Here is a 25,323-nt window from a genome sequence, read left to right on the forward strand (position 1 = left end):
TTACGTGGCAGGATGGGCGACTTTCAGCCTTAGTGAATAGAACTTGCAAAGTTTACGGACACGCAAGCAAGAGCTACAACGATCTTGGTTCAGAGATTTCGAGTAATTCTCGATAATATTGCTCTAGTGTATTGGGTAAATAGGTTGTCATTTGCAAGGCTTGCTCTCTCAACTTAAAACTTTGAGTAATGTTAGTTCGGCACAGGAAGTCTAGATCGTGGGAAATTACCCAAAGTGCCCCTTGATAGTCATTGATACCTACTACCATTTGTTCAACAGTTTCGATATCCAGGTTGTTAGTTGGCTCATCGAGAATCAGCAGATCGATTTCTGAGATACTGATCATAGCGATTGCTAATCTTGCTAATTCACCCCCACTCAATACAGAGGCGCTTTTGTGAACGTCATCATATTTAAACAGAAAGTGTCCTAGTTGTTGACGCAAAAGCTGATAGCTGAGATCAGGATTGGCAGCTTGCATATTTTCCAAAAGTGTGTATCGACGATTTACCAATTCGTAGGTTTGATCGAGATATACAGCTTTTATCGCTGGTGCAAGCAAAACCTCACCTGATTCCAAAACTGCGGTTTGGTTTTCCATCCCCAAAATTGCTTTTACCAGACTCGATTTACCAGAACCGTTTGAGCCAATAATGGCTATGCGATCGCCAGATGATACATGCAATTGAATATTTTGAATCAATAGACGTTCTGATACCCTAAGATTTGCACCCTGGATATTAATGAGATTTCGGCGCTTTTGATTTTTTTCTTCTAGCTGAATACTAGTTACTTTGGTAGTTTTGACCTTCGTGTCTGCAACCTTTTGATTAGCCTTTGCTACTGCTGCTTCATGTTTCTTTTTCGCAGTTCCAGTAGACACCTCAGCTTTGGTTTTCATCAGCCCTGCTGCCATTCTATCAATACTGCCATTAAGAAACTTGGCGCGACCGTTGCGGCTAGATTGGGCTGCGCGTTGCTGTTCTTGCATAGCTGTGGCTTGGGTACGTTTGAGTTCCTTTCTGGCGGCTTCGTGCGATCGTATAGCCACCTCTAACTCTATTTCTTTTTGTTCTCGATAGTGACAAAAATTACCTCCATATACCTTTATTCCAACAGGTGTAAGTTCCCAGGTAACTTGTGTTACTTGATCTAAGAAAAAAGGTTTGTGCGAGACAATCACAAAGGCGCCAGTAAAATTTTGGAGAAATTGCCTTAAACTTTCTAACGCTTGCAAATCCATGTGGTTGGTTGGCTCATCTAGCAACAGCAAATTTGCTTCTTGAGCTAAACCAATCGCTAGAAATAGTTTTGTGAGTTCTCCTCCACTCAAGTTAGTAATTGGTAGATACAAATCAATATTTGTATCAAATTGTGTTTGCAAAATATCCTCAATTTTCCACCATTCATCAGAGGTACAAATCAAAAGATTCAGTACTGTATCTACTGTAATTTCTTGCCTAATAGTGCTGATTTGTGGCAAATAGTAGACAATACCATTACGTAAAACTGAACCAGCGCTGGGGCTAATTTGACCTGCAAGTATCTTGAGTAGGGTTGATTTCCCTACACCGTTGCGACCTACTAAAGCAATGCGATCGCCTGCTTCAATACTCACCTGAATTTTTTGAAACAAAGTTCTATCCAAGCTGAGTTCGTAGGCTAAATTCTCAGCTAATAATATTGATTTTTTCGGCATTATTCTCAAACCTCAATTCGCAAAGTTCCACCCGCGTATTCATAACAATTACGGGTAGATTAGACACAAAAAGCTAGCCGCAGACACTTGCCAAGCGGTTCAATATAGATAGGAGTAATGACAATATTTTTAGTACATGACTATGTGAAGTAACCCTGTCAAACTAGTTGCGTTTATTCTTCGTTGACATTTGTTGCTTTGACGCAACAGGTGTTTGGTACTACTTCATTTGTGCTATCTCATTGGAGTTGTGATGAGGTTTGATATTGACTACAGTGTAGCATGAAGGTATTTCGGAAGGCTAGCGATCGCTTTTTCTTCTCTGTGCCCTCTGCGCCTCTGTGGTTAATAAAAATTTTCCACCGCAGAGACGCAGAGAACGCAGAGGTTCAGGAGGAATTTTGATAAGGATGCCTCGTACCTATAACTAAGCGATCGCTAACTACAACACTGCTAAAATAAATGCATAACTACTTGATGCCATATCCATTCTATGACCATAGCTCAAGAATTAGATGATCAAAAAGGCATCTGCCAAGATGTTATATTTCCTCCTGGTGATTTATATAGTGACGAACCTCCCTTGGAAAGCGAACTGCATTTACGGCAAATAATCCTACTTTTAACTTGTTTGGAATGGTTGTGGCGAGATAGAAATGATTTTTATGCGGCGGGAAACTTGACTATCTACTACAGTCCACGCCAACGCAAATCAGAATACTTCCGAGGGCCAGACTTTTTTGTAGTGCTGGGAACTGAACGTAAAACCCGCAAAAGTTGGGTAGTGTGGGAAGAAGATGGCAAATATCCGAATGTAATTTTAGAAATTTTGTCTGACTCAACAGCTAATACTGATAAAGGTTTAAAAAAAGAAATTTATCAAAATACTTTCCGCACGTTGGATTATTTTTGGTTCGACCCTTACACACAAGAATTTGCGGGATTTCATTTAGTAGATGGAGAATATCAACCTCTACAAGCAAGTGAACAAGGATATTTGTGGAGTCAACAACTAGGGTTATATTTGGGAGCTTATCAGGGATTATTGCGGTTTTTTACACGAGATGGTCAACTAGTACCAACACCTGAAGAAACGGCAGAACAAGCAGAACAAAAGGCAGGACAAGCAGAACAAAAGGCAGGACAAGCAGAACAAAAGGCAGAACAAGCAGAACAAAAGGCAGAACGTTTGGCAGCAAAATTGCGAGAGTTGAATATCGATCCAGATACAATTTAGATTACTGCGATCGCCTGTTTTTCTAAAGCGTCAATAAATATAGTACGATTTCTATTTTAAGAATAATGTTAAGATTGAATTATCATCAGATACTTCATTATTTTATGTTTTACAAAGTAAATATTATTATCGAAGAAAATGAAGATGGCTATTACGCTTATTCTCCAGAACTTCCAGGCTGTCAAAGTCAAGGTGATTCTTTGGAAGAAGTAAGCTCAAATATCAAAGAAGCTGTTGAAGTTTACCTAGAAACTCTATCAGAGTCAGAGAAAGAGGAACTTTTAAAGAAGGAAATTCTGACTATGAATTTGGAGGTTCAGGTTGCCTAAAACTACCGCGCCTAAATGCCAAGGAAGCGGAAAAACTATTATTGGATGCTGGCTTTATCCAGATTAGAAGTAAAGGCAGTCACAGAGTCTATCGCCTAGAAAATATCAGGGTTGTCATTCCTTTTCATTCGGGAAAAGTATTACACCCAAAGATAGTTCAACAGGTTATACAAGCTATCAAACCTGATGAAAATGATCCGCCTTATGATGAAACCTGAATTTGTAATTTATTGCTCAACACTCCACAAATATATGAGCGATCGCTTCATTAATTCATTTAGGATAGTGTTGTACTAAAAACTCCTCAGCTTCAGCCCTATCTTTAATCACTCCATCTAAGGTAGCAGCAACTACATCATCTAATATTTGCCGATACTGCGGCCCTGGTTTGTAACCAAGTTTCTTTAAATCATTGCCATTCAATAGTGGCTGCACATTAGCCCAAACAGTTAAATATTCCCAAATCTGATGTCTAAGCGATCGCGGACTTTGCAAAGCAATTAAAATCAGCGTTAGTAAGTCGTAGTGTCGCAGCAACTGCACTACTTGACTGGGACTTTGACACTTAGGCAAAGATTCCATCACCTTAGTTTGGGCAGAAGCCAAGTTTTGCAAGCATTTAATAGTATCCTCTTGCAGTTGCAGATTCTTTGCGACTTTCGCCCGATATTGTGGTGCTAGATGGGCGATTAACGCTTCTAAACGCATTTCCCAATGGATGAGGGTTTGTTCAGCATCAAATCGCCGCAAGCAGCGTTCTAACAAACGTAATTGTCGCAGGAGTTCTGCGTCTAGGTTGAGGGTAGGATGGATACATTGCAATGCCCCTAAATTATCGAGTAACTGTAAAGCCGATTTCCAATAGGGGGCTTCTAGGATGTGTTTTAATTCTGTTTTTAGTCTAGTTTGCAGGGCTGGAGTTTTGCTATTCTCTTGAGCAGTGCGATCGTAAACACCACTGTTGATGGCATAGCGGATAAACTCTTCAGTTTGCGGTTCAATTTGAAATCCGAAGCGCACAGCAAAGCGCACGCCACGATAAATTCGGGTGGGGTCTTCGATAAAGCTGTTGGGGTGTAAAACCCGAATTTTCTTGGCTTGTAAATCTAGTAATCCACCAAAGAAATCGAGTAATTCACCACCACGGGGATTAGTGAGGCGCAAAGCAAGGGCATTGATGCTAAAATCTCGACGATACAAGTCTTGACGAATAGAACTCGCCTCAACTTCTGGATTTGCTGCTGGATAAGGATAGAATTCTGTTCTAGCGGTGGCAATATCTACCCATAGAGAATCTAATTCTGGGTCTTTGTGCCACAGCAAAGCCGCAGTTTGAAAAGCCCCGTGGATTTCTAAACGAGCCGCAGGGTAAAGTTGTTGGAGTGCTTTTGCTAATTCCACACCAGCACCAACATCTGCTGATTTGTGAAAGCCATCAACCACAAGATCAATATCTTTAATCATCAAAGTGCCTGATGTTGCTTCAGCAAACAGTAAATCTCGCACTGCACCTCCGACAAGATAAAGATGCCAACCCCGTTTTTCTGCCTCTTGCGATGCTGTGGTGAGTAATTGCCACAATTGCGGAGCAAGGCGATTTTGTAACTCAGTGCTGAGAGGAATTTTGAATTTTGTTAGCGCAACGTTAGCGTCATTTTGAATTTTGAATTTTTGTCCTTCTTCGTCTTCATCCCTTTCTTGATGTAATTCCCGCAAGACATCAGTACGAGTAACTAGACCAACTAACTGCTCATTCTCCAATACTGGTAAACGCCCGATATCATAAGTCACCATCAGCGACTCAATTTGTGGCAGTGTTGTATCTGGTGCGATCGTTTTAAGATTCGTCGTCATGTAGCCTTTAACTGGCGCATGACTAAATCCGTGGTGCAGGGCAACATCAAGATCCCGGCGTGAAATAATACCTACTAGTTGCCCTTGGGCATCGACTACAGATAAACCAGAGTGTCCATAGCGTAATAAAATGCGCTGGGCTTCGGCAATTGTGGTTTCAGGCAGAATTGTGCGAACAGGAGAGGACATCAAATCCCTAGCGGTGAGGGGATGGGGGATTTGTGCTTTTACCCCGTCTAGGAGTTGTTTTAATATTGCCTCTGAATCAACTCCTCTTAGATTTAGCGATGCGGCTTGTGAATGACCGCCGCCACCTAGAAGTTGGAATAATAGATTAAGATTCGTTTTGGGAATTTGCGATCGCCCAATTACAGTTAAGCGTGAATCACTTTCATCCAAAGCATATTCATTAGCCAACAGTAGGGCATCAATCTCGGTTAATTCCACGAGTTCCGATGCCAAGCTCGATAACCCAGGCACAAAACCATCTGTTTTCAAAGTTACCCAAGCAACCGTATATCCATGTAGACAAAAATATTCTAAATTTTCCAGCGATTCAGTTAATAACTGCTGCAATTGCGGAGATAATCCGGGGTCACGGTAGGTGGAAATTACCGATAAACTCGCACCTTGTTGCATCAACCAAGCCAAAGCTAGGGCATCCCGTGGTGTGGACTGGTCATAAGTCAAAGAGCCAGTGTCAACGTGGATACCCAAAGCCATCACAGTTGCTTCGGCAGAAGTTAGGGAAATTTCCTGTTGTTGCAATTGCTCAACGATTAAAGTTGTGGTTGCTCCTACTGAAGAAATATATGATTCGGTAGCCGGAATATCTGATTCTTGTCCTAAGTGATGGTCATAAATTATAATCTCTTTAACATAGGGTAAATCTAACCACTCAGCAGCTTTACCCAAGCGATCGCGCTGTTGCGTATCCACCACAGTCAGAGAACGAATTTTTTCTGGAATCACCGAACGGCGTTCAATTAGCGGATATTCATCCCGATGCAATGCTAAAAAATCCCTTACAGGAGGGTGAGAACCACCACTTAGTACAATCTTACTTCCCGGTAGTAAGCGTGTTAACCCTACCGCAGCCCCTAGTGCGTCAAAATCTGCTGTTGTGTGGCAAAGAATTAAATCCATAGTATTGAGAGTCATTGGTCATCAGTGCTTAGACAAAGGACAAATGACTAAAATATTGTAATTTTTGGTAACTAAAAAACAAGAAAAAAGTATCAATATTGCCATTTAGCTAAAATGGACAAAAGCCTCACCCTTTAACCCTCAGAGTCAGCGCCCTAATTGTCAAATATTCTGAAATACATGATCGCGGCGTTGTATGATTTAAGTAGTTACTCGCCACCACGGTTATTGATACACCTCGCTTACTGCCCTCTGGGAAACCTACGTGAAACGTTGGACAACGGGAAACGAGTAGGCATCCTTTCAAAGAATGCAAATTTACCATTGGTTGACACATCAGTGCAAAAGTCATAAGCAATTCATCCTGTGTCGTAAAATTTGTGGGGTACGAAAGGAAGAAAAAATCAAATTTTTGACCGTGGGGGATCACGAGGACATAAAACCAGAGCTTCTGTCCAGAGCTTCTGGAAATGTCCTATGCAATAGCAGGAGTCACGCTCGTTGCCTACACTGTACACCTTACTGTTAGTGTAAGACATATCACTATTTCGCTGTATTGGGAGAAGCAAAAATGACCATAATATTCCAATTCGCTTTGATAAGCCTAGTTCTATTGTCCTTTGTCCTGGTTGTTGGCGTCCCCGTTGCTTACGCCACTCCCCAAAATTGGGTTGAATCTAAAAAACTGCTCTGGGTTGGTTCCGCCGCCTGGTTTGGTTTGGTGTTTTTAGTTGGTTTGTTAAACTTTTTTGTCGTGTAGGCGACGGCTTCACTCTGGCGTAGGCACATAATATAAGAACTAGAGGAGCAGAAAAGCCAAGGTCAAAGACTAAAGGAGAAAAGGAAAGATTTTTTCCGATTTCCTTTTTTTACCGTGCTTTCCTGCTCCTCTACATTTAAATAAGAAATGTATATTGACCAGAACTATAGTTGATTAAGAGGCAGTCATGGCAGTTTTCGAGGGAACTTTTACCCAAACGGAGCCTTTGCGGTTTGCAGTGGTGATTGGTCGATTTAATGACCTAGTTACCGGAAAGCTGCTAGAGGGATGTCAAGATTGCTTGAAACGCCACGGTGTAGATCCTAACCCCCAAGGTAATCAGGTAGACTATGTTTGGGTTCCGGGAAGTTTTGAAGTACCTTTAGTAGCTCGCCAACTAGCACTTTCCCATCGTTATGATGCTGTAATTTGTCTAGGTGCAGTTATTCGAGGACAAACACCCCATTTTGATTATGTATCCGCCGAAGTTTCTAAAGGCATTGCCGCCGCTAGCTTTCAAACTGGAGTGCCAGTAATTTTTGGCATTTTGACAGTAGACACTATGCAACAAGCCTTAGAACGGGCAGGCATCAAAGGTAATCATGGCTGGGATTATGCCCTGAATGCCCTAGAAATGGCAAGCCTGATGCGGCAACTGCGTTCTAACCTGGCAGAGCCATATTCTCGTAATAGCCAGTCTTTGCCAGCTTCTTTTCAAAGTGCCAGCATCGGCAATTTAACTGCGGAGTCAGAAGAACTTGGCTAAATGAGTCATTAGTCATTAGTCCTTTGTCCAATGACTAATGACCAATGACCAATGACCAAATAACTAAATTAAGGGGTTGACAATTAGGAATAAATCTGAGATATTCATATATGGTGATTGATTGCGGGTATAGCTCAGTGGTAGAGCGTCACCTTGCCAAGGTGAATGTCGCGCGTTCGAATCGCGTTACCCGCTTCCAACTAAAACCTCTTGCAGTTTTTAACTCCAAGAGGTTTAGTATTTTTAGGGTGCATTATCCACTTGCTAAGAAATATAAAACCCAGCTTTAGACTGGTGTAGATATAGATTAGCTTGGCTACAATCTTTGTGTGTTATCACAATTAAATGGCCAAAAACGCAACCACATTATCTTTAAAGAGCCTTATCAGGCATTTACCAAGGGATCATATTATCGTCGTGTAAAACACGCTCAAGTTACTAGAACGCTTGTGCAATCTCAAAAACCCGAAAAAATAGATTTCAATACCGAATACCCCTGTCCCTGTCGGCGCCGGGGTCAGTTAATTCCGATTACGTTGACAGAAGCATTTGGTTGCGATCGCTGTCAGCAAATCTTTGTAGTAGAAGATAATGGTCATGTCCTAGAACAGCTTTCTACCACCTATCCCTACAAGCGGGCTTGGCGTTGGATGGGAAATAGTTGGCATGTTGTCCATCCGCGCTTGGGAGAAAGCTATCTGCCTATAGCACTTGGCATTATTTTCGTGCTAGTGATTATATGGCTGCCATTAGCACTGCGATTGGCAAATAGTTCCAGCATTGTTGCTTGGGCAATGGTGGCGGTGCTATTGGCTATTCTGCCAGCGCTAATGGTCTGGCTTACCTACAGACGTTAACTCAATGACTGTTGAAGTTTTGGATGATTACCCCGAACCAATTACTAGTGCCCAACGCGCCTATCATGCTTCCCTAAAGTTGGGGATCACAAAGGGAGCAGACCGGAGTCGTGCAGTATTGGCAATGGCACAAGCCCTTGAGCGCTCATTTGACGACATTCTAGAAGCCAATACCTTGGATTTAGAAGCCAGTCGGGAAATGGCAGTGCCTGAGTTGATATTAGACTGGCTGAAGCTGACTCCCACAAGGTTAGAGATGACCGTGGACATTTTGCAACGGTTGGGGGAATTATCAGATCCACTGCGGCGTGTCAGAACGGCTGATTATCAACTGGAAGATTCCCAGAGTTATACCCAGTTAATGCCCTTGGGAGTAATTGGATTTATTTATGAGGCGTTTCCAGATTTAGGAGCGATCGCAGCAGGTTTTTGTATCAAAACTGGCAATAGTATAATTCTCAAAGGCAGTACTGAAGCTAGCCATTCTAACGCGGTCATCGCTGAGGTACTGCAAAGTGCGATCGCTCAAGTTGGTCTACCTCCTGGCTGTATAGAACTGATCACAGCAGAACATGGTGCTTCGGTTCGGGATTTAGTCACGCAAGACCAGTACGTGAATTTAGTGATTCCTTACGGACGTTCTAGTTTGATACAGCAGGTAGTACGACAGTCAACTTGCCCGGTCTTAAAATCAGCAATGGGTAACTGTTATCTCTACTGGTCGCTAAATAGCAGTTTAGAAATGGTGCGCTTGATGATTCTTAATAGCCATCAGAGCGAACCAGACCAAGTTAATGCCATTGAAAAAGTACTTATTCATCGCCAAGCCTTGCCATCATCTTTAGCCGTTCTGTGGAACAGCTTGATGGAAAAAGGCTTTGAAATTAAAGGAGATGCAGAACTAGTAGAAGCCTTTCCCCAGTTGCACCTAGTGAAGGAAGGCGAATGGGGAAACCCTTATTTGACTAAGACAGTAGCTTTTAAATTGGTGGACAGCTTAGAGGCTGCGATCGCCTGGATTAATGAATACAGCAGTGGTCATGCCGACTCTATCGTTACTGAATCCTACCAAGAAAGTCGGCAGTTTGCCTTAGGAGTTACCAGTGCATCTACTTACATTAATACTTCCCCACGTTTTTCCCGCAACCCCTCGCGGGGAGATTCAGTGTTTCTTGGCATGTCTAATCAAAAAGGTCATCGCCGGGGATTTATAAGCCTGGAAACCTTAACTACCGTCAAGCACATTGTTCAGGGAAATGGCAGGTTTTAAATAATTTGTAACTCGTAATTACAAAAGGGTTTGATAAGAGTGCTGGTAGTACCAGTTCTGTTTTAGTGGGGGATATAAATCCCCTATGCCTAATGCCCCAATCCAATTTTAAACTTAACAAAATCTTAATTACTGCTTGATCCTGGTTTGCTAGGCTCCTTGTGTTTGGTTGAGCAGCAATTAGGAGACAAGTCAAATCAAGTCACTATAGCGCTTCTGGGTTGAGTTAAATACAGACCTAACCCCCAGCCCCTTAAGAGCTAGCGTTGGGGAGTATGATTCAAAGCTTCTCTCCTAAAAGGAGAGAGGTCAGAGTATATTGCATACAACTGAGAACCGCTATATTTGTACTTTTCCCAAATGACCCTCCTAAATGTCAACTGTACTTACATCTAGGTAGGGGTGAATATGGAACTTATGGATGGTACGCACCTGCTAGCAAATCGTTGCAGAAGGCGGAGTTTTTTGTTGGGTGCAGGATTCTTAACGGGGTTAACAATCACTAGCCAATGGCATCCAGTATTGGCTAACTCAAGGTTTTCTGGCTATCCGTTCAGTCTTGGTGTTGCATCTGGCGATCCTTTGCCGGATGGTGTTGTTATCTGGACACGACTGGCTCCAAATCCACTCTCTGGAGGTGGAATGCCACAGGTAAATGTTCCAGTGCGGTGGCAAGTTGCCCTTGATGAAAACATGAAACAGGTTGTGCGGCGAGGAACAGTGCTGGCGACACCAGAGTTAGCACATTCAGTTCACGTTGATGTCCGTGGACTAGACCCTGACCGTTGGTACTGGTATCAATTTGAAGCGGGTAGGGAAGTTAGCTCCATTGGACGGACTCGCACAGCACCAGCATTTTATGGCTCTATCTCACAACTGAACTTTGCTTTTGTCTCTTGTCAAGACTGGCAAAATGGCTACTATACGGCTTATCGGCATTTAGCTGAGGAAAACCTCGACCTTGTGGTTCATCTGGGTGATTATATTTACGAATACGGGCCACAACCTGGTGGGCCCCGCCAGCATAATAGTCCAGAAATTATCACTCTTGCAGACTACCGCGATCGCCACGCCCTCTACAAAACTGACCCGTATCTCCAAGCTGCTCATGCTGTCTTCCCCTGGATTGTCACTTGGGATGATCATGAAGTTGACAACAACTACGCCAACTTAGCCCCCGAAGATAACCAAACCCAAGAGGCTTTCAAGAAACGGCGAGCTAATGCGTACCAGGCTTATTATGAACACATGCCTCTGCGTCGGTTTTCATTGCCCAACGGCCCAGATATGCTGCTTTATCGACGGTTCACTTTCGGTAATTTAGCTGAGTTCAATGTCCTAGACACCAGGCAGTACCGCACTAATCAACCTTGTAATGATGAACTAAAGCCTCGCTGCCCCGAAGCTTTTGATACAAATGCTACCATGACCGGCTCAGAGCAAGAGCAATGGCTACGAAAAGGGTTAGATCAGTCGCGATCGCGCTGGAATGTGATTGCTCAACAGACCATGCTTGGGCAGTACAATTTTAATAGCAATCCAGGTACAGGTGTATTTAATATGGATCAGTGGGACGGCTACGTGGCTGCACGTAATCGACTCTTGAGTTTTCTAAACCAGCGTCAACCTTCTAATCCAGTGGTGATTACCGGAGACATCCATTCTAGTTGGGTACATGACCTGAAGCTTGATTTTAATAACCCAAACTCACCGACGGTAGCCACTGAGTTTGTAGGAACTTCAATTACCTCTGACTTTCCCACTCAATCCATCGCACCAGTTCAAGCTGCCCTACCCAACAATCCCCATACTAAGTTCTTTGATGGTGCTTACCGGGGATACGTGCGCTGTAAGCTTACCCCACAACGCTGGCAAAGTGACTACCGTGTTGTATCAAGCATCATTGATTTGAATGCCTCTATCAAAACCCTAGCTTCATTTGTAGTCCAAAACGGACAACCAGGAGCGCATCTAAGTTAAGGGAAGTTCGATAAACCCTCCCTGAGTCCAACTAAAGTTCAAGTCTTTCCCTCTGCGACTGGGAGAGGGAGGGTTTTACGTAGTAAAACCAGGGAGAGGTCTTTATAGTCCTTCAACAAATAAATTTCCTTAACCCAAGCGTATCGGCTTACAGTAAATAAATCTTTTTGAAGAGTTATTTTGGCATTTCTTTGCAATACTTAACTAACTTATAATTAACAAAAGTCAATCTATATAGATAAAAAATGATAAATAACATCATAATTGGTTAGGTTATCCAAGTTAAATTAACACTATGCTTAATAATTGCAGTCTAGTTGATCGTCTTAAGTAAATAGGTGCAAATGAACTTAAACATTTGTTGAGCTTTTTATACTTTGTCATTTGTTTGAGTGTTAAATACTAAAAAAGAAAGTTTATTTGTGCCAAGTTACTGACTAGGTTGTTGAGCAAGGCGGTAAAAATCTGACCTTAGCCAAGTAATAACAGCGACAACTAAAGTAAACTTAACAACAATCACGTAAAATGATAGAAAAAATTTTGCTGGCTGTATCGGGATTGGGACATGCAGAAGAAATGCTCAAAACCCTAAGAGAAATTCCTTCAATTCAATCTGCAAAAGTGACAATTTTGCATGTTGTTCAGGCACAAAATACTGCTGCTACCATGACAGCTAAATGGGAAAATGGCGGTAAAATTTTAGCTAATGCCATTCAAACTTTGAACTTAGATCCTAGCCAGGTTTCTTCAATTTTGCGCGAAGGTGACCCGAAAGATGTTGTTTGCCAAGTAGCTGATGAAATCGACGCTGACTTGATTATTATGGGTTCACGCGGACTTAAGCGGCTGCAATCCATTTTATCGAACTCAGTCAGTCAATATGTTTTCCAGCTATCTTCTCGCCCCATGTTGCTGGTAAAAGACGATATTTATGTCAAAAGAATTAAGCGCATTATGGTGGCCATAGACAACTCTGATTCCGCAAAAAACTCTTTGAAATTGGCACTGTTTTTATTGCGAGATATTCAGGGCGGCGAGTTAATTTTGGCAAATATTACCACAGATTTAGGCGGCAAAAAATCGGAAATAGCTGAAGTTAGTTCAAACAAAAATCCAGTTTTAGCAGCCGCAGTTGCAGAAGCCCAAAAACAGGGCATCCGATCTCGTTCTTATATCAGCAGTGGCAAACCTGGTGAAGAAATTTGTCGGTTGGCAGAGGAGTTGAATATAGACTTATTATTGCTCGGTTCTCCAGATCGTCGTCCATCCATCGCTAAGAGTTTTGTTGATATAGACCGACTCATCGGATCTTCCTTGTCTGACTATGTTCGAGTCAATGCCACTTGTCCGGTATTGCTGGCGCGGACGATCGCTTAAAGTCAAAATATTAGTGGTTGATAAATAAAAACCCCTACACTACTGGTGCAGGGGTTCTTTATTTGATACACAAACTCTTAATTATCTTTTCCACCTTCGCGGCTAGCAGTTTGGATGTACAGAATTAGTAAAAACACAGTGGGGACTAGTACGAACAAAATGCTCGCTACGAACCCCAGGTCATTAACTTGCATGGCAAGAAAACCTCTCTTAAATTTCCAGTCAACAACATTAGGATAGCATCATCGACGACACAGTTATACCAATTCAAAATTCAAAATCAGGAAACTTAATTTTGGTAAGTATTTTGACTACTGAGTGGATACAAATTGAAGCAGTGGCAGATTTGAGAACTTAAGGCTTGGTGACTACACTGACTGAGCCATTCACTAAAGTTTGACAGGCAAGGCGGTAATTTTCCGGCTTTTTTTTGAATTTGCGATTTTCTACATCTGTGCGGGGGGAAAGATTTTCTAGTCCTTCGACTATCTCGACAACGCAAGTACCACATTGACCATTACCAGCGCAATTGGTCATTTTACCAATGAATTTATATATATCAATGTCATTTTGCATCGCTTTGAGCCGGAGATTGGCACCATCTGCCGCCACTACTTCTTTATTCTCTTTAACGAATTTGATATTACCCATAACTGATTCCTCCTTGACTCTAAGCTTGGCTTTCAAGGCTTCATATTGACATGGCTTGATTCACATCTTATTTATTATATTAAATCATTACAAAATATTAATAAATATTAACTTTATCAAATATAGCACCACAAAAAAATAGAACAGGTACTATACCTGTCCTATAAATTGAAAAATAGATTAACTTACCTAAATCCCACGGCTGCTTGCCAAACGAAAGCAAGCAACAAGAAGAATACGGGGATGACTGGGAGAACGTCCACCAAAGGATCAAAGATTTGGTATGCTTCAGGCAGTTTTGCTAATAAAAGTGCTGCTTCCATGTTTGTTTAAATCCAACTATCCAACACAGCGTTCATATTTGACAAATATCTTAACATGCTTTGGGTCTTGGTCATTGGTCAATAGTTATTTGTCATTTGCAATTTCCTCTTCATCTGGTGCTGATTCAGATGAGTTTAGCCAGTGACCAAATTCTGTGACAAAGCTATCGCTCAATATTGCTTCTCTAATATGCTGCGTAAAGCGAATTAGTTCGGTAATGTTGTGAATGCTTAACAAGGTATAAGCTAAAATTTCTTGCGATCGCACTAAATGAGATATGTAAGCACGGCTAAAATTTTGGCAAGTGTAGCAAGGGCAAGTTTCATCTAATGGCGTAAAATCTTCACGAAACTTAGCATTTTTTAAATTCCAGCGTCCGCCCTGCACGATCGCTGTACCATGTCTCGCCCAACGGGTGGGAATGACGCAATCAAATAAATCTATACCAGATGCGATGGCGATCGCCATTTCCCGATAAGTACCGACACCCATCAAATAACGCGGCTTTTCAGCCGGTAGAAGCGGTGCTGTCACTTTCACAATCTCAGCCATCATTTCTGGCGGTTCTCCCACACTCACGCCACCAATGGCATATCCGGGCAAATCCAACTTAGCCAAAGCTTCCGCCGCACGACAACGCAAATCCAAATATACGCCCCCTTGCACAATCCCAAACAACGCCTGTTCACTGCGTTGATGAGCCGTTATGCAGCGCTCTAACCAGCGATAAGTGCGCTCAGTTGCAGTTTCAACCGCTTGGCGAGTCGCTGGGTAAGGCGGACACTCATCAAAGGCCATAATCACATCGGCCCCCAAAGTATTTTGAATCTCAATGGATAGCTCTGGTGTCAAGTTAATAATTCGTCCATCATGGGGTGAGCGGAAAGTAACGCCTTCTTCAGTAATTTTCCGCATCTCGCTTAAGCTGAACACCTGAAACCCACCCGAATCTGTGAGCATTGGGCCATTCCAACCCATAAATTTGTGTAACCCGCCACCCCCAGCCACGATCGCTTCCCCTGGTTGTAGGTGAAGATGATAAGTATTCGATAAGATCATTTGCGCCCCAGTATCTCGTAGCTGGGCTGGGGTGATAGTTTTGACATTCGCCAGCGTTCCCACTGGCATAAATCTGGGGGTTTCTACGACACCGTGAGGAGTGAAAAACACTCCTGCTCTAGCTTTTGTCTGACTACAGCAAGCAAGACATTCAAAGGAAAAATTCGCACTCATACCATTTTGGATTTTAGATTTTAGATTTTGGATTGTGAAACGCTAATTGGTAAAGAGTTTCAGAAATCCATAACTAGCAGCCATAAAACCAAATGGTATTAGGGCAAGATTAATATTATTTGGCTAAATTATGGACAAAAATAAAAACTGGCAATTGAGTTTTCGTGAACACTTAAGCGTTCACTTTTAACCTAGTTACCAATTTTACGAGTATATCCTGTACTAATTGTTATTTAAAAAGAATCAGAACAGTCATCGTCAATTTCTGCATCCCACCTGGCTGAGAGGACTTGCTCCATCATCGCTTCTATGGCGCTGACATTGAAGGTTCGCTCTCGTCGCTCTTGTAGGGGGGTTGAGCGGGGAATCAACCGCAGACACACTCCTTCTTGCATCAAATCAAAATAGGTTTCTTGTTGCGACGACTGTTTGAGTTCCAAGTAATCAAAACTACAAACATTCAGATATAGCGCGTGGTTAGCCACTAAGGTAGACCTTTGCGGATTGGCGAAAACTTCCATCACATCCCCTTCACCCTCGCTCAGTACCTTATCTTCTTGGGTGTAGATGTAGTGGACTCGACCTAAGTCTGTCAGTAATCGTCGGATGTCGAGCTTATTCACAATGATGCCCGTGTTAATAATGCACGGAGCTGGTATCCTGATGTCGGGTAGATGGTGACTCATAGGAAAATAGCGATTGAGCTAAGGAGAGCGACAACACAGCTAAACTGTCATAATTGAATAGCTTGTTTACTTCCTACATTTAAAAAAATATCAATTTTGTGGAGCAATCGTCTAAATAATTTTGAGTAAGTTTTTAGTTAACGAATACAAAACACAAATTTTGCTCCTTGATGGAATTTTAATTTCCTGAATCATTCGTTAATTTGTATAAAAAGTACTTTAATTATTTATTTACCACTTAGAACAGCATAACAAAATTTTCAAGAAGAATCTCTAATAGAAGTAAATCTTATCTAAATTTTTAAAGTATGCTCATGTTGGTTCTACTGAACCCAGGTCTATTATCCAGCAATTAACCATATATTAATGTTACTAAGATGACGAAACAGCAACAGTGGTGGAAAAAGCTGCTGTTAAAGCTGGCAGCTAGTATTATATTTTATACAAGTATTCCAGTACCGTATTTGGAGGGATTAGACTTTCGGGGAGTGGCACGTCTTGCTTCGGTTGTAGGGTTAATGATTGGGGGAATTTTAGGGTTACTGGATACGGGGATGGATTATCTGGGTATGCCAGTGTTAACTCGTAGTGCTTTAGTAGTCAGCGTTTGGATTGCTATAACTGGAGGACTGCACTTAGATGGGGCAATGGATACTGCCGATGGTTTGGCAGTGGGCGATCCAAATCGGCGGCTGGAAGTGATGACAGATAGTGCTACAGGTGCGTTTGGAGCAATGGCAGCGATCGCCTTGGTGATACTGAAAATAGCAGCTTTGACGGATATGCCAGAAAACCGTTGGTTGTTGCTGATGGCTGCTTGTGGCTGGGGACGTTGGGGACAACAGGTAGCGATCGCGCGATATCCTTACCTAAAACCAACTGGTAAAGGTGCGCTTCACAAACAAGCCATTCGTTCTTACAAAGATTTGTTACCAGGATTGTTGTTACAGCTTGGTTTGAGCGGTTTACTTTGGTTGATAGATAAACAGCAGCTATTTCTCGCACTGACAATGATAATTGCTGGAAGTGCGATCGCTACTTTAACTGGCGCGTGGTTCAACCACAAATTAGGCGGACACACAGGAGACACCTACGGCGCAGTCGTTGAGTGGACTGAAGCCTTGTTTCTGTGTGTACTGACCGTTTTTTAAGATCAGGGGGCAAGGGAGAATAATTAATGCCCAATGACTAATGACTAATGATTAATGACTAATTCATTTAATCGGTTGCAGCTTTGTCACCTTGAGTTTAAAAGCCCCAATCCCAGTTTCCCCAAAAGACCGGACACGAATCACATAATTCCCTGTCTCTACAATGCGAGTAAATAATAGGGAATTGCTACTACCATCAGGGCCATCATCATTTTCTGCCAAAGTCGATCCATCAGGTGCTAGCAGGGTGATGATGCTGTCAAAGTTTTCGGATGACAGGTCAACTGCTAAATTATCGCCCTTCTGTAACTTCACTGTGTAATCGCGGGCAAACCCACCTTGACCTGTGGGAATGTCTTTGTTTGAGAGGTTATCGGAAAATTCAGTACTGTTAGATAAAGGAATTGGACTATACAACTTATTTTGACCAAAAGCTGCACTTGTACTTATACCTATTGCCAGCAATGTAGCAGGAATAATGATGAGTTGTTTTAAACCTGCCGCAAAAACTTTATTCATACATTTCAAGCAATTTTTTCTACAGAAATAGGGTAATGCGGTCAATTTATGTACTTAATCTGCTAAAGCCTGCCCATTAATTCTTAATTTATCCATCTTTGACGGCAGTGGCTACTGCTACTAATCCTAAGACCACAATTCCATACTGACGAAGTGTTTCCACAGCAGACCTAGCAGTAGCACCAGTAGTATAAATATCGTCCACTAACAGCACTGGGACATTTGGGGGACGATGGCGAAATTCTTGGCCAACAGCAAAAGCGTTAACCAAGTTTTTTTCTCGTTTAGATACTGATAAACCAAATTGCGCTTCAGTTTCTCGCACTCTTGCTAAACCATTTAGTTTCAATTTTAATCCAGTTATTTCGCAGAAGCTTTGGGCTATCAGTGCAGCTTGATTGTATTTACGTAACTTTTGCTTGCTAGGGTGCATTGGGATGGGAACTACCACAGGCTGGCTATCTCGGCTTGGTGAATTTAACAACCATGCTTCTCCTAACCAGTGACCCAAAGGACGAGCTATTTGGGGTTGATTTTCGTATTTCATCGCTGCGATCGCTCGTTTCACCGGGCCACCATACTCTCCCCAGCCAAATACTGGTATTGGCTCTTGCCACAGAGAAATCGGGTCTTTACGTTGACATTTTTGCAGTTGTCTGGTGCAGTTATGACAGAATTCTTGCGAGGTTGCACGTTGGCACAGAGGACAATGGGATTGGAGAAAAAGATTGAGTAAGCCTGTAAGATTTTTAATCCAAGTGTGCATTTAGAATAGTCCTTTGTCATTAGTCATTAGTCTTTGACCAATGACTTAAAATACACGCGATCGCACCTTGTTGTTTCTACTCCAGTTGCTGGAGTGTAGCCGTTGCTTTCATACAGCTTGACTGCTTCCACCAAAACGCTGGCGGTTTCAATCCAAATTTGCTCAAAACCACGCTCTGCGATCGCTGCTTCTAGCTGTTGTAACAAATATTTCCCTAATCCTAAACCCCTAATGCTGGGCAAAAGATACATTTTGCGGATTTCTACAGCTTTTTTGCCTCGGTGTATGGGGTAGTATGCTCCAGTACCCACTAGCTGGCTTTGGTGTTCAATTACCCAAAACTCTCCCCCAGTAGCTAAATAATATTCCTCTACTCGCAGCACATCTCGGTCAGCGCCCTTTGGTTCCCAACCCAGACCGTATTCTGATAATACATAACTGATGACTTCGGCGGCTCTGGTGCGATCGCTTTGCACCCAATCACGAATTAAAAAATCTTGATAATAGTTTTTCATTACCATTTGCTGGTCAAGTTTACTCAGAAAATTTTTCTGGTTCTATATCCCAATTTACTCAGCAAATAGCAATTCTTGCAGAGTCGATTTCAAGCAGTACTCTCAAGGCGTAAAATCTACCAGTGCTGAAAAAAGTCATCTATAACAAATAAATTGGCTCTACATCTACATCATCAACGCAGAGTCAGGTCTATTCTTGTCAGGAATCGAGTTTTTGCGCTTCTACTTCCCCATCATTTGTGAGAGTTTAAAATGTTGTAATTTTTGTCAATACGTTAATCTACTTAAATAAATCTTGATAAAGATAATAATTATCTAACAAGTAAAAAGAGAGTAAGGCAAGCGATGCTTGCCTTACTCTCTACGCCGATTAGCATTATTAAAAAGCATTCTAAGTCATTACAACAGGGATAAAAGAATAAAAGTTTTTGATTCAGTCTCTATGACCTGCGCCAAGGGCCCCAAATTGCGAAAGTAATACCAGGAGTTTGGATGTTGACAAACAAAGTTTTACCATCAGGTGAGAAGCAAGCACCAGCGAACTCGCTTGTATTCAGAGCATTACGCGCGAATTGATAAAGTTCTCCTTTGGGAGTAACACCTACTAAGAACTGCTGATCATCTCCATCTTCACAAAGAATGAGATCGCCGTAAGGTGAAACAACTATGTTATCTGGATTTTCCAGTTCGGCAACAGACGTAGACTCTACAAACAGTTCAATTGTCTCTTTAGCCGGAATATAACGCCATACTTGCCCAAGCCCTAAAGCACCACCACTTGTGCAGCAAAAGTAAAACTCACCGTTACCGTACCAGATACCTTCCCCACGAGCAAACTGGGCCGCTCCTTTTGCGAAACCTTCTACTCGTACAGTATCTTCAGGGGGATTTGGCTCAGTAATCGTCACCCATTCTACTTTCATGGGCTTGCGCTTAGGGAAATCCGCAAAGGTTTGTGCTTGAAAGATATCTTTGAATTTTAAAGCTTGGAGAGTGCCTCCTTCCTTTAACTTGCCACGTACTTTCGGGATAAAACGGTAGAAGAGACTATCCCCCGTATCTTCAGTTTCATAGACAATTCCAGTTTTGGGGTCTACAGCAACAGCTTCATGGTTAAAGCGTCCCATAGCTATTAGAGGCTCAGGCTGTACGGGAGAAGTGGCGCTAGCTGGAACCTCAAAATTATAACCGTGGAACTTCGAGACATAATCTGGATCGCCTACCGGAGATGAAGTCGGAGTGGAGGTGTTTTCTTCACAGGTAATCCATGAACCCCAAGGAGTTAGTCCACCTGCACAGTTACGATAGGTTCCACTTAGGGAAGTAAAGTGTTTGATTAACTGACGATTAGGCCCAACAACTAAGTTTGTTGTACCACCTTTACAAAATGGATCGTAGGGATGTGGCCCTTGGACTTGTGTATCTGAATCAGGGCTAAGTTCGTGGTTGCGAACTAAAATTACTGTGTTTCTGGGGCCGGGGAAAGCTGCCATACCATCATGACCACCCGGCACTAAAGTGCCATCGTTCATGAGTTCGCCTGTTAGAGACAAAGTTCGATACTGAAATCCGGCTGGTAAATCTAACAAGCCATTGGGATCTGGTACAAGCGGCCCGTAACCTCGACCAAATACAGGTTGACCATTGGCTTGTCTGGCAAGAAGACCTTCCAAAGGAGATGCTAGCAAGGTGCCAGCAGCGGTCGTACCTGCTATTGCAAAGAATTTGCGTCTTGAGAATGTCATGAAGATGGTTTGGTTACGTCAAATGCTTATGAAAAAATACTCTATTTTGATTAAGTTTAAGTAATGCTTGATTTAATTTAAGATTATTATTTCTACCGCTCCCTATTTATTAATGTAAAAAAAAAATAAATGATTATATGGTGGTAGTGAAACAATGTATGGTTAAGAGAAGTTAAAAAAGTCTTTAATTAAGAAAATATAATGTTCCTAAAAAAATAACCATAAACTGTAAGGATTCGAGCAAATCGAATGATACAATCTGCCCAAAGGTGTTTTATGTTTTAGACTTTAAATCAGGTCAAACAAGAGCAATTCTTATCGTACATGCTTAAAGTTTAAGGCATCTATCAAAAGGAGGAACTAAGTATATGAATATAGGCTATATTTCCTTTTTTTGTGCCTAATTAGGCAAAGAAATTCACTTTCTAGCTCTCACGTTTTGAAGGAATATCAGTATTTATTCAACCAATTCAATATGAAAATGTGCCAACGTAAAAGCCTCATTTTATCTATAGTGTAAGCTTTTTTATAAAGCAGGTTTGGCGCATTATCACAAAGAAATGGTATTACAATGCTGATAAAAACTCTATTGACAACTACAACAACATCAAAATCTATTGCTGCTATTAAGAAAATGAAAAGCATTTGTAACAAAATCAAAGCTACTGTAGCTGTTGCCGCTTTCAGTTCTATGGCTACTTTAATTCAAGTTCCCAGCGCTAATGCTGCTTCTTTTGAGCTTGATTGGCTAGGTGATAAAGGTTATTCGGCTAAAGGGCAGTTCAGCTATGACGATAATTTCCTGGGAAGCATTGTTACCAGGGATCAACTGACTGATTTTGCTATTTCTTTCTTCAATCCACAAGGAACGTTGTTGCAGAATTTTAACTACGATTTTTCGCAATCGGATAGTAGTTTTAATTTCAACTTTGATCCAGTCACAAAGACTGTTCTACAAGCCGATAATTTTGACACACCTAATGGTTTTGATTTGGGAATTGACTTTGCAACAGATGTGGCAGGGTTAGATTTTTATACTTACCTGAATCCTGATCAAGGATTGCCAACGGCTAAGATATTCTTGAAGGATGACCTTTCACCAGAAGTATGCGATACATATCCAAACTGTAGGTTGGATCTTGGGGGTAAGTTGACAGCAACTACTATTCCTGAACCTGGTGCAATTTTTGGTCTGTTGGTTATTGGTTTTATGAATAGAGTGCTGAAGAAAAAGCCAGCATCTTACATAGACAGCGAATCTGAATGTGGAAGCTAGCCTGATTAGAACTGTAATTAAACATTATTCTAGCTTTAATAACCAAGGAATTTGGAAGGCTAGAAATGCATAAAATTGTAGGGGGACGTATTGCAAATATGTCCCCTATTTATAGTGCAATAAGTAATATAGCGATCCGATTTGATTTCTGAAATTATTTGCGTAGGAAGGAAATAGGCAATAGGCAATAAGCCTCTTTGAGTTAGACTGAATTTTTTCAAAAATCAAATATGAGTCCTATACAAATCAAGCTAACAGTGAACTTTTAAATGACAATTCCTAAATTGTTGTAGATTTCGATGAGATTGCCATCAGGATCGCGGAAATGAGCTGTGCGGATTCCCCAGTCTGGGCGATCTTGTGGTGGAGTCACAACGATCGCATTCTGATCTTTTACTTGCTCATAGACCTCATCCACATTATCGACTGCGAAAATCAAGACAATTTTATCTCGATTGGCAACATAAGAAGGCTGTTCGATTCTTGGAACTACTTCAGCCATTAATTCTTTCTTGAACAAACCGAGCTTGAGATATCCGGCATTAAACTCAGCATATCCGCTATCTTCATCGCCCCAATCGACATCAAATTTCAGCAGATCCCGGTAGAACAGAAAAGAATCTTTGTAGTTGGAGACAAGCAGTCTCAGGTGTGTTAGCTGAAGCTTCATATCTGTTGGGTTAGTCTACTAACTGTGAATTCTAGGTTCTGGGTGCAAAGTCGCCAGTAACTCACTTTCGACAATTGCCAATTCATCAAGCCGTTGCATGACAATTTCTTTGTCGAAGTAAGTAGCAGCTAATACCCAATATATACCGTAGTGACGCGCTTCGGATGCCATTAGCCCACGATAAAATTTTGCTAATTCTGGCTCTGGACAGTGAGCAGCTAATAGTCCCAGGCGTTCGTGAGAGCGAGCTTCTATTAAACCAGTGACTAGTAAAGAATCTAGGAATCGCTCAGGTTCTTTGGGGCGGACTTGAGCTTTCAAACCTGCGCCGTAGGGTGGTGGTGGTAGGGGAGCCAGGGGAATATTCCGGCGTTCTAACCATTGGTTAACTAGCTCAAAGTGTTCTAGTTCTTCACGGGCGATCGCAGTTAGTTCCCGAACCATTTTAGTATTAGAAGGGTAGCGAAACATCATGTTCAAGGCTACGCCTGCTGCTTTGCGTTCACAGTGCGAGTGGTCGAGTAAGATGATATCTAAATTAGCGATCGCTTGTTCAACCCAAGCAGAGCTAGTGGGTTGTTTCAGGGCGTTGATAGTTGGTAACTGAGTAAGCACAGAGTCAATCAATTTTGGATTTTGGATTTTGGATTTTTCCATAGTTTAAACTAGTCTCCAGTCCCCAACCCTACAAGGTTGGGGGAGAGGTTCTTCCAGAATTACTGAATTGGGGTACTAGTACAGTGGGCGCGGAAATAAACATACCCTTCTCCTATCGGAGACGCTACGCGAACGGGTTCACCAGTCGCCTACGGGAGGGTTTCCCTCCCGCAGCGCTGGTTCACCATTTCAAATGGCGCAAGAAGCTCGGAATACAATTATGCGTGACTTTTGACTTTTAACTTTTGACTTCCGCCTTGCGGTACTAGTCCCCAAGCGCCAGTTCAAGACAAACAACGAATTGCCTCTAATAGACCTCTAGCTTTATTCAGCGTCTCTTCGTATTCTTTTTCTGGCTCAGAATCAGCTACCAAACCTGCACCGGCTTGCACGCTTACCGTATTATCATGTACTACCATTGTGCGAATTGCGATCGCAGTATTTAATTGTCCTTCAAAATCGTAATATCCATATACACCGGAATAAACACCCCGACGACTAGACTCTAATTCGTGGATAATTTCCATTGCCCGAATCTTGGGTGCGCCGCTTACCGTACCTGCTGGAAAACAAGCTTTCAATAAATCCCATGCTGTTTTACCAAGTGCTAATTTACCCACAACATTGCTGACTATGTGCATCACATGGGAGTAGCGCTCAACTACCATTAATTCATCAACTTTGACGCTACCATTTTGACAAACACGCCCCAAATCATTCCGCCCTAAATCTACAAGCATTACGTGTTCGGCAACTTCTTTGGGATCTTCAAGTAAATCCTTAGCAAAAGCTGCATCTTCCTGGGTAGTTTTACCTCGTGGACGTGTCCCGGCAATGGGGCGTACTGTTGCTATGACTCCAGCATCTGAATCGGTTTCGGCTTTCACCATAACTTCAGGACTGGAACCGATGATTTGCCAGTTTTGGAAGTTAAAGTAAGCCATGTAAGGCGAAGGATTTATCTGACGTAGGGAGCGATAAAGGGCAAAGGGGTCGCCTGTGTATGCTGTTGATAGTCGCTGGGAAATTACTACTTGGAAGATATCGCCTGCTTTGATGTAGTCTTTGGCCTTTTGGACGCTAGCACAAAAATCTGGGCGGGTGAAATTACTATTGTACTCCTCTGCTCCTTTGCTACTTTGCTCCTCTGCTCCCCTGCTCCCTGGCGGTTTCCATTCCAATCGAGTTTTTTCTGGCGATAGAGGCAGAGATAGCTTTTCAAGCATTTGGGTGACGCGATCGCACGCTTGTTGATATGCTGCTTTGAAATCTACTTTCGGGTCACGTAAATCAGCATAAGCGATCGCCCAAATTTTCCGCTTCACCTGGTCAAAAATCAATAGGTGGTCTACCTGCATCCACAACCCATCAGGGATATTTCGCTCATCTGGTGGGTGAATTGGCACACGCGGCTCAATCCAGCGAATTAATTCATAGCCCCAAAACCCAAACAAACCGCCAATTCCTGGCGGTAGCTGTGGTAACTTGACTGGGTGAAAAGGTGCTAAACATTCAGCTAAAGCTGTAAAGGGGTCGCCTGGAAAAACGACCTGTGAACCATCACGGTTTTTCTGGGTTGTGCGATCGCCCCTTGCTTCCAAAACCCACAGAGGATCGCAACCCACTAAACTATAGCGTCCTAGTTTTTCCCCACCTTCGATCGATTCCAGCAAAAAGCTATAGGGTTGACCTGCACAGACTTTATACCAAGCAGATACGGGCGTATCTAAGTCCGCTACCCATTCTTGATATACTGGGACGAAGTTGCCTTGTTGCGCTAGGGTGCAAAACTGGGAGAAATCCGGAAACATCATTATTTTTTAAAAGTAATTGGTAATTGGTAATGGGTAATGGG

Annotated in this window: 25 protein-coding genes and 1 tRNA gene; 12 read left to right on the forward strand and 14 right to left on the reverse strand. The window is 42.3% G+C overall.

Annotated elements, in window-relative coordinates; all coding sequences use genetic code 11:
- Positions 1 to 73: 73 nt before the first annotated feature.
- Positions 74 to 1,699 carry a ribosomal protection-like ABC-F family protein gene (abc-f, locus tag LC608_RS08365; protein ID WP_229553094.1) on the reverse strand — a complete coding sequence of 542 codons (1,626 nt, stop codon included), beginning with the start codon at positions 1,697 to 1,699 and terminating at the stop codon, positions 74 to 76.
- A 493-nt stretch (positions 1,700 to 2,192) separates the two neighbouring features.
- Here abc-f and LC608_RS08370 point away from each other — a divergent pair, with 493 nt between their 5' ends.
- The 3 genes from LC608_RS08370 to LC608_RS37215 all read left to right on the forward strand — a co-directional run bounded on the left by LC608_RS08370 (position 2,193) and on the right by LC608_RS37215 (position 3,483).
- Complete coding sequence (locus tag LC608_RS08370) at positions 2,193 to 2,936, forward strand: Uma2 family endonuclease (protein WP_229553095.1); 744 nt, start codon at positions 2,193 to 2,195, stop codon at positions 2,934 to 2,936.
- A 104-nt stretch (positions 2,937 to 3,040) separates the two neighbouring features.
- Positions 3,041 to 3,265 carry a type II toxin-antitoxin system HicB family antitoxin gene (locus LC608_RS08375; RefSeq protein WP_229553096.1) on the forward strand — a complete coding sequence of 75 codons (225 nt, stop codon included), beginning with the start codon at positions 3,041 to 3,043 and terminating at the stop codon, positions 3,263 to 3,265.
- Positions 3,193 to 3,483, forward strand: a complete 291-nt coding sequence (locus LC608_RS37215) for a type II toxin-antitoxin system HicA family toxin (protein WP_308189851.1) — start codon at positions 3,193 to 3,195, stop codon at positions 3,481 to 3,483. Before LC608_RS08375 ends, LC608_RS37215 begins: the two co-directional genes overlap by 73 nt.
- A 55-nt stretch (positions 3,484 to 3,538) precedes the next feature.
- Here LC608_RS37215 and LC608_RS08385 read toward each other — a convergent pair whose 3' ends face one another.
- The gene (locus tag LC608_RS08385; protein WP_229553244.1) at positions 3,539 to 6,265 is read right to left on the reverse strand and encodes a CBS domain-containing protein; all 2,727 of its coding nucleotides are present in this window, start codon (positions 6,263 to 6,265) and stop codon (positions 3,539 to 3,541) included.
- A gap of 571 nt (positions 6,266 to 6,836) precedes the next feature.
- Between LC608_RS08385 and psbZ the strand changes: the two genes are divergently transcribed.
- From psbZ to LC608_RS08420, 7 genes are all read left to right on the forward strand, one after another.
- Positions 6,837 to 7,025, forward strand: coding sequence for a photosystem II reaction center protein PsbZ (gene psbZ / locus LC608_RS08390; protein ID WP_229553098.1), 189 nt, complete (start codon positions 6,837 to 6,839; stop codon positions 7,023 to 7,025).
- A gap of 187 nt (positions 7,026 to 7,212) precedes the next feature.
- Positions 7,213 to 7,791, forward strand: coding sequence for a 6,7-dimethyl-8-ribityllumazine synthase (gene ribH / locus LC608_RS08395; RefSeq protein ID WP_094346524.1), 579 nt, complete (start codon positions 7,213 to 7,215; stop codon positions 7,789 to 7,791).
- Positions 7,792 to 7,914: 123 nt separating this feature from the next.
- Positions 7,915 to 7,986 (forward strand) — tRNA-Gly (locus LC608_RS08400).
- 254 nt (positions 7,987 to 8,240) lie between these two features.
- Positions 8,241 to 8,648 (forward strand): hypothetical protein, encoded by a 408-nt coding sequence (locus LC608_RS08405; protein ID WP_100901502.1) that lies wholly within the window; start codon positions 8,241 to 8,243, stop codon positions 8,646 to 8,648.
- Positions 8,649 to 8,652: 4 nt separating this feature from the next.
- Positions 8,653 to 9,918: a glutamate-5-semialdehyde dehydrogenase gene (locus LC608_RS08410; RefSeq protein ID WP_229553099.1), complete on the forward strand. Its 1,266-nt coding sequence runs from the start codon at positions 8,653 to 8,655 to the stop codon at positions 9,916 to 9,918.
- Between the two features lie 408 nt (positions 9,919 to 10,326).
- Positions 10,327 to 11,898 (forward strand): alkaline phosphatase, encoded by a 1,572-nt coding sequence (locus LC608_RS08415; protein WP_229553100.1) that lies wholly within the window; start codon positions 10,327 to 10,329, stop codon positions 11,896 to 11,898.
- 525 nt (positions 11,899 to 12,423) lie between these two features.
- Positions 12,424 to 13,275, forward strand: a complete 852-nt coding sequence (locus LC608_RS08420; RefSeq protein WP_229553101.1) for a universal stress protein — start codon at positions 12,424 to 12,426, stop codon at positions 13,273 to 13,275.
- 77 nt (positions 13,276 to 13,352) lie between these two features.
- Here the strand turns inward: LC608_RS08420 and psbM are convergent, their stop codons facing one another.
- The 5 genes from psbM to LC608_RS08445 all read right to left on the reverse strand — a co-directional run bounded on the left by psbM (position 13,353) and on the right by LC608_RS08445 (position 16,169).
- Entirely contained in the window at positions 13,353 to 13,469 is a 117-nt protein-coding gene (gene psbM, locus LC608_RS08425; RefSeq protein WP_100901506.1) for a photosystem II reaction center protein PsbM, read from the reverse strand.
- Positions 13,470 to 13,629: 160 nt separating this feature from the next.
- Positions 13,630 to 13,926, reverse strand: coding sequence for a 2Fe-2S iron-sulfur cluster-binding protein (locus LC608_RS08430; RefSeq protein WP_190732583.1), 297 nt, complete (start codon positions 13,924 to 13,926; stop codon positions 13,630 to 13,632).
- A 185-nt stretch (positions 13,927 to 14,111) separates the two neighbouring features.
- The gene (locus LC608_RS08435; RefSeq protein ID WP_006195022.1) at positions 14,112 to 14,249 is read right to left on the reverse strand and encodes a photosystem II reaction center protein K; all 138 of its coding nucleotides are present in this window, start codon (positions 14,247 to 14,249) and stop codon (positions 14,112 to 14,114) included.
- An 85-nt stretch (positions 14,250 to 14,334) separates the two neighbouring features.
- Positions 14,335 to 15,483, reverse strand: a complete 1,149-nt coding sequence (tgt, locus tag LC608_RS08440) for a tRNA guanosine(34) transglycosylase Tgt (protein ID WP_229553102.1) — start codon at positions 15,481 to 15,483, stop codon at positions 14,335 to 14,337.
- Between the two features lie 233 nt (positions 15,484 to 15,716).
- Positions 15,717 to 16,169, reverse strand: a complete 453-nt coding sequence (locus LC608_RS08445; RefSeq protein ID WP_229553103.1) for a hypothetical protein — start codon at positions 16,167 to 16,169, stop codon at positions 15,717 to 15,719.
- 377 nt (positions 16,170 to 16,546) lie between these two features.
- Between LC608_RS08445 and cobS the strand changes: the two genes are divergently transcribed.
- Positions 16,547 to 17,320 (forward strand): adenosylcobinamide-GDP ribazoletransferase, encoded by a 774-nt coding sequence (gene cobS / locus LC608_RS08450; protein WP_229553104.1) that lies wholly within the window; start codon positions 16,547 to 16,549, stop codon positions 17,318 to 17,320.
- Positions 17,321 to 17,383: 63 nt separating this feature from the next.
- On the opposite strand, the gene LC608_RS08455 is transcribed toward cobS, so the two are convergent.
- The 4 genes from LC608_RS08455 to LC608_RS08470 all read right to left on the reverse strand — a co-directional run bounded on the left by LC608_RS08455 (position 17,384) and on the right by LC608_RS08470 (position 20,865).
- Entirely contained in the window at positions 17,384 to 17,839 is a 456-nt protein-coding gene (locus LC608_RS08455; RefSeq protein ID WP_229553105.1) for a PPC domain-containing protein, read from the reverse strand.
- 88 nt (positions 17,840 to 17,927) lie between these two features.
- The gene (locus tag LC608_RS08460; RefSeq protein ID WP_229553106.1) at positions 17,928 to 18,605 is read right to left on the reverse strand and encodes a ComF family protein; all 678 of its coding nucleotides are present in this window, start codon (positions 18,603 to 18,605) and stop codon (positions 17,928 to 17,930) included.
- Positions 18,606 to 18,631: 26 nt separating this feature from the next.
- Entirely contained in the window at positions 18,632 to 19,120 is a 489-nt protein-coding gene (locus LC608_RS08465) for a GNAT family N-acetyltransferase (RefSeq protein ID WP_229553107.1), read from the reverse strand.
- A 440-nt stretch (positions 19,121 to 19,560) separates the two neighbouring features.
- A complete protein-coding gene (locus tag LC608_RS08470) occupies positions 19,561 to 20,865 on the reverse strand; it encodes an alkaline phosphatase PhoX (RefSeq protein WP_229553108.1) in 1,305 nt (434 codons plus the stop codon).
- Positions 20,866 to 21,436: 571 nt separating this feature from the next.
- Between LC608_RS08470 and LC608_RS08475 the strand changes: the two genes are divergently transcribed.
- Positions 21,437 to 22,141 carry a PEP-CTERM sorting domain-containing protein gene (locus LC608_RS08475; RefSeq protein ID WP_229553109.1) on the forward strand — a complete coding sequence of 235 codons (705 nt, stop codon included), beginning with the start codon at positions 21,437 to 21,439 and terminating at the stop codon, positions 22,139 to 22,141.
- Positions 22,142 to 22,406: 265 nt separating this feature from the next.
- On the opposite strand, the gene LC608_RS08480 is transcribed toward LC608_RS08475, so the two are convergent.
- The 3 genes from LC608_RS08480 to trpE all read right to left on the reverse strand — a co-directional run bounded on the left by LC608_RS08480 (position 22,407) and on the right by trpE (position 25,282).
- Positions 22,407 to 22,811 carry a VOC family protein gene (locus LC608_RS08480; protein WP_229553110.1) on the reverse strand — a complete coding sequence of 135 codons (405 nt, stop codon included), beginning with the start codon at positions 22,809 to 22,811 and terminating at the stop codon, positions 22,407 to 22,409.
- Positions 22,812 to 22,829: 18 nt separating this feature from the next.
- A complete protein-coding gene (locus LC608_RS08485) occupies positions 22,830 to 23,468 on the reverse strand; it encodes a tRNA-(ms[2]io[6]A)-hydroxylase (RefSeq protein ID WP_229553111.1) in 639 nt (212 codons plus the stop codon).
- A 284-nt stretch (positions 23,469 to 23,752) separates the two neighbouring features.
- Positions 23,753 to 25,282: an anthranilate synthase component I gene (trpE, locus tag LC608_RS08490; protein ID WP_229553112.1), complete on the reverse strand. Its 1,530-nt coding sequence runs from the start codon at positions 25,280 to 25,282 to the stop codon at positions 23,753 to 23,755.
- Positions 25,283 to 25,323 lie beyond the last annotated feature (41 nt).

Source organism: Nostoc sp. XA010, assembly GCF_020829625.1.
Taxonomy (GTDB): domain Bacteria; phylum Cyanobacteriota; class Cyanobacteriia; order Cyanobacteriales; family Nostocaceae; genus Nostoc.

Bases quoted from the DNA above. Each gene is read 5' to 3' on its own strand.
- LC608_RS08435 (WP_006195022.1), bottom strand. From the start codon at position 14,249: ATGGAAGCAGCACTTTTATTAGCAAAACTGCCTGAAGCATACCAAATC.
- trpE (WP_229553112.1), bottom strand. From the start codon at position 25,282: ATGATGTTTCCGGATTTCTCCCAGTTTTGCACCCTAGCGCAACAAGGC.
- LC608_RS08485 (WP_229553111.1), bottom strand. From the start codon at position 23,468: ATGGAAAAATCCAAAATCCAAAATCCAAAATTGATTGACTCTGTGCTT.
- psbM (WP_100901506.1), bottom strand. From the start codon at position 13,469: ATGCAAGTTAATGACCTGGGGTTCGTAGCGAGCATTTTGTTCGTACTA.
- LC608_RS08420 (WP_229553101.1), top strand. From the start codon at position 12,424: ATGATAGAAAAAATTTTGCTGGCTGTATCGGGATTGGGACATGCAGAA.
- tgt (WP_229553102.1), bottom strand. From the start codon at position 15,483: ATGAGTGCGAATTTTTCCTTTGAATGTCTTGCTTGCTGTAGTCAGACA.
- LC608_RS08445 (WP_229553103.1), bottom strand. From the start codon at position 16,169: ATGAGTCACCATCTACCCGACATCAGGATACCAGCTCCGTGCATTATT.
- LC608_RS08430 (WP_190732583.1), bottom strand. From the start codon at position 13,926: ATGGGTAATATCAAATTCGTTAAAGAGAATAAAGAAGTAGTGGCGGCA.
- cobS (WP_229553104.1), top strand. From the start codon at position 16,547: ATGACGAAACAGCAACAGTGGTGGAAAAAGCTGCTGTTAAAGCTGGCA.
- ribH (WP_094346524.1), top strand. From the start codon at position 7,213: ATGGCAGTTTTCGAGGGAACTTTTACCCAAACGGAGCCTTTGCGGTTT.
- LC608_RS08460 (WP_229553106.1), bottom strand. From the start codon at position 18,605: ATGCACACTTGGATTAAAAATCTTACAGGCTTACTCAATCTTTTTCTC.
- LC608_RS08475 (WP_229553109.1), top strand. From the start codon at position 21,437: ATGCTGATAAAAACTCTATTGACAACTACAACAACATCAAAATCTATT.
- LC608_RS08370 (WP_229553095.1), top strand. From the start codon at position 2,193: ATGACCATAGCTCAAGAATTAGATGATCAAAAAGGCATCTGCCAAGAT.
- LC608_RS08465 (WP_229553107.1), bottom strand. From the start codon at position 19,120: ATGAAAAACTATTATCAAGATTTTTTAATTCGTGATTGGGTGCAAAGC.
- LC608_RS08470 (WP_229553108.1), bottom strand. From the start codon at position 20,865: ATGACATTCTCAAGACGCAAATTCTTTGCAATAGCAGGTACGACCGCT.
- LC608_RS08375 (WP_229553096.1), top strand. From the start codon at position 3,041: ATGTTTTACAAAGTAAATATTATTATCGAAGAAAATGAAGATGGCTAT.
- LC608_RS08410 (WP_229553099.1), top strand. From the start codon at position 8,653: ATGACTGTTGAAGTTTTGGATGATTACCCCGAACCAATTACTAGTGCC.
- abc-f (WP_229553094.1), bottom strand. From the start codon at position 1,699: ATGCCGAAAAAATCAATATTATTAGCTGAGAATTTAGCCTACGAACTC.
- LC608_RS08415 (WP_229553100.1), top strand. From the start codon at position 10,327: ATGGAACTTATGGATGGTACGCACCTGCTAGCAAATCGTTGCAGAAGG.
- psbZ (WP_229553098.1), top strand. From the start codon at position 6,837: ATGACCATAATATTCCAATTCGCTTTGATAAGCCTAGTTCTATTGTCC.
- LC608_RS08455 (WP_229553105.1), bottom strand. From the start codon at position 17,839: ATGAATAAAGTTTTTGCGGCAGGTTTAAAACAACTCATCATTATTCCT.
- LC608_RS08480 (WP_229553110.1), bottom strand. From the start codon at position 22,811: ATGAAGCTTCAGCTAACACACCTGAGACTGCTTGTCTCCAACTACAAA.
- LC608_RS08385 (WP_229553244.1), bottom strand. From the start codon at position 6,265: ATGGATTTAATTCTTTGCCACACAACAGCAGATTTTGACGCACTAGGG.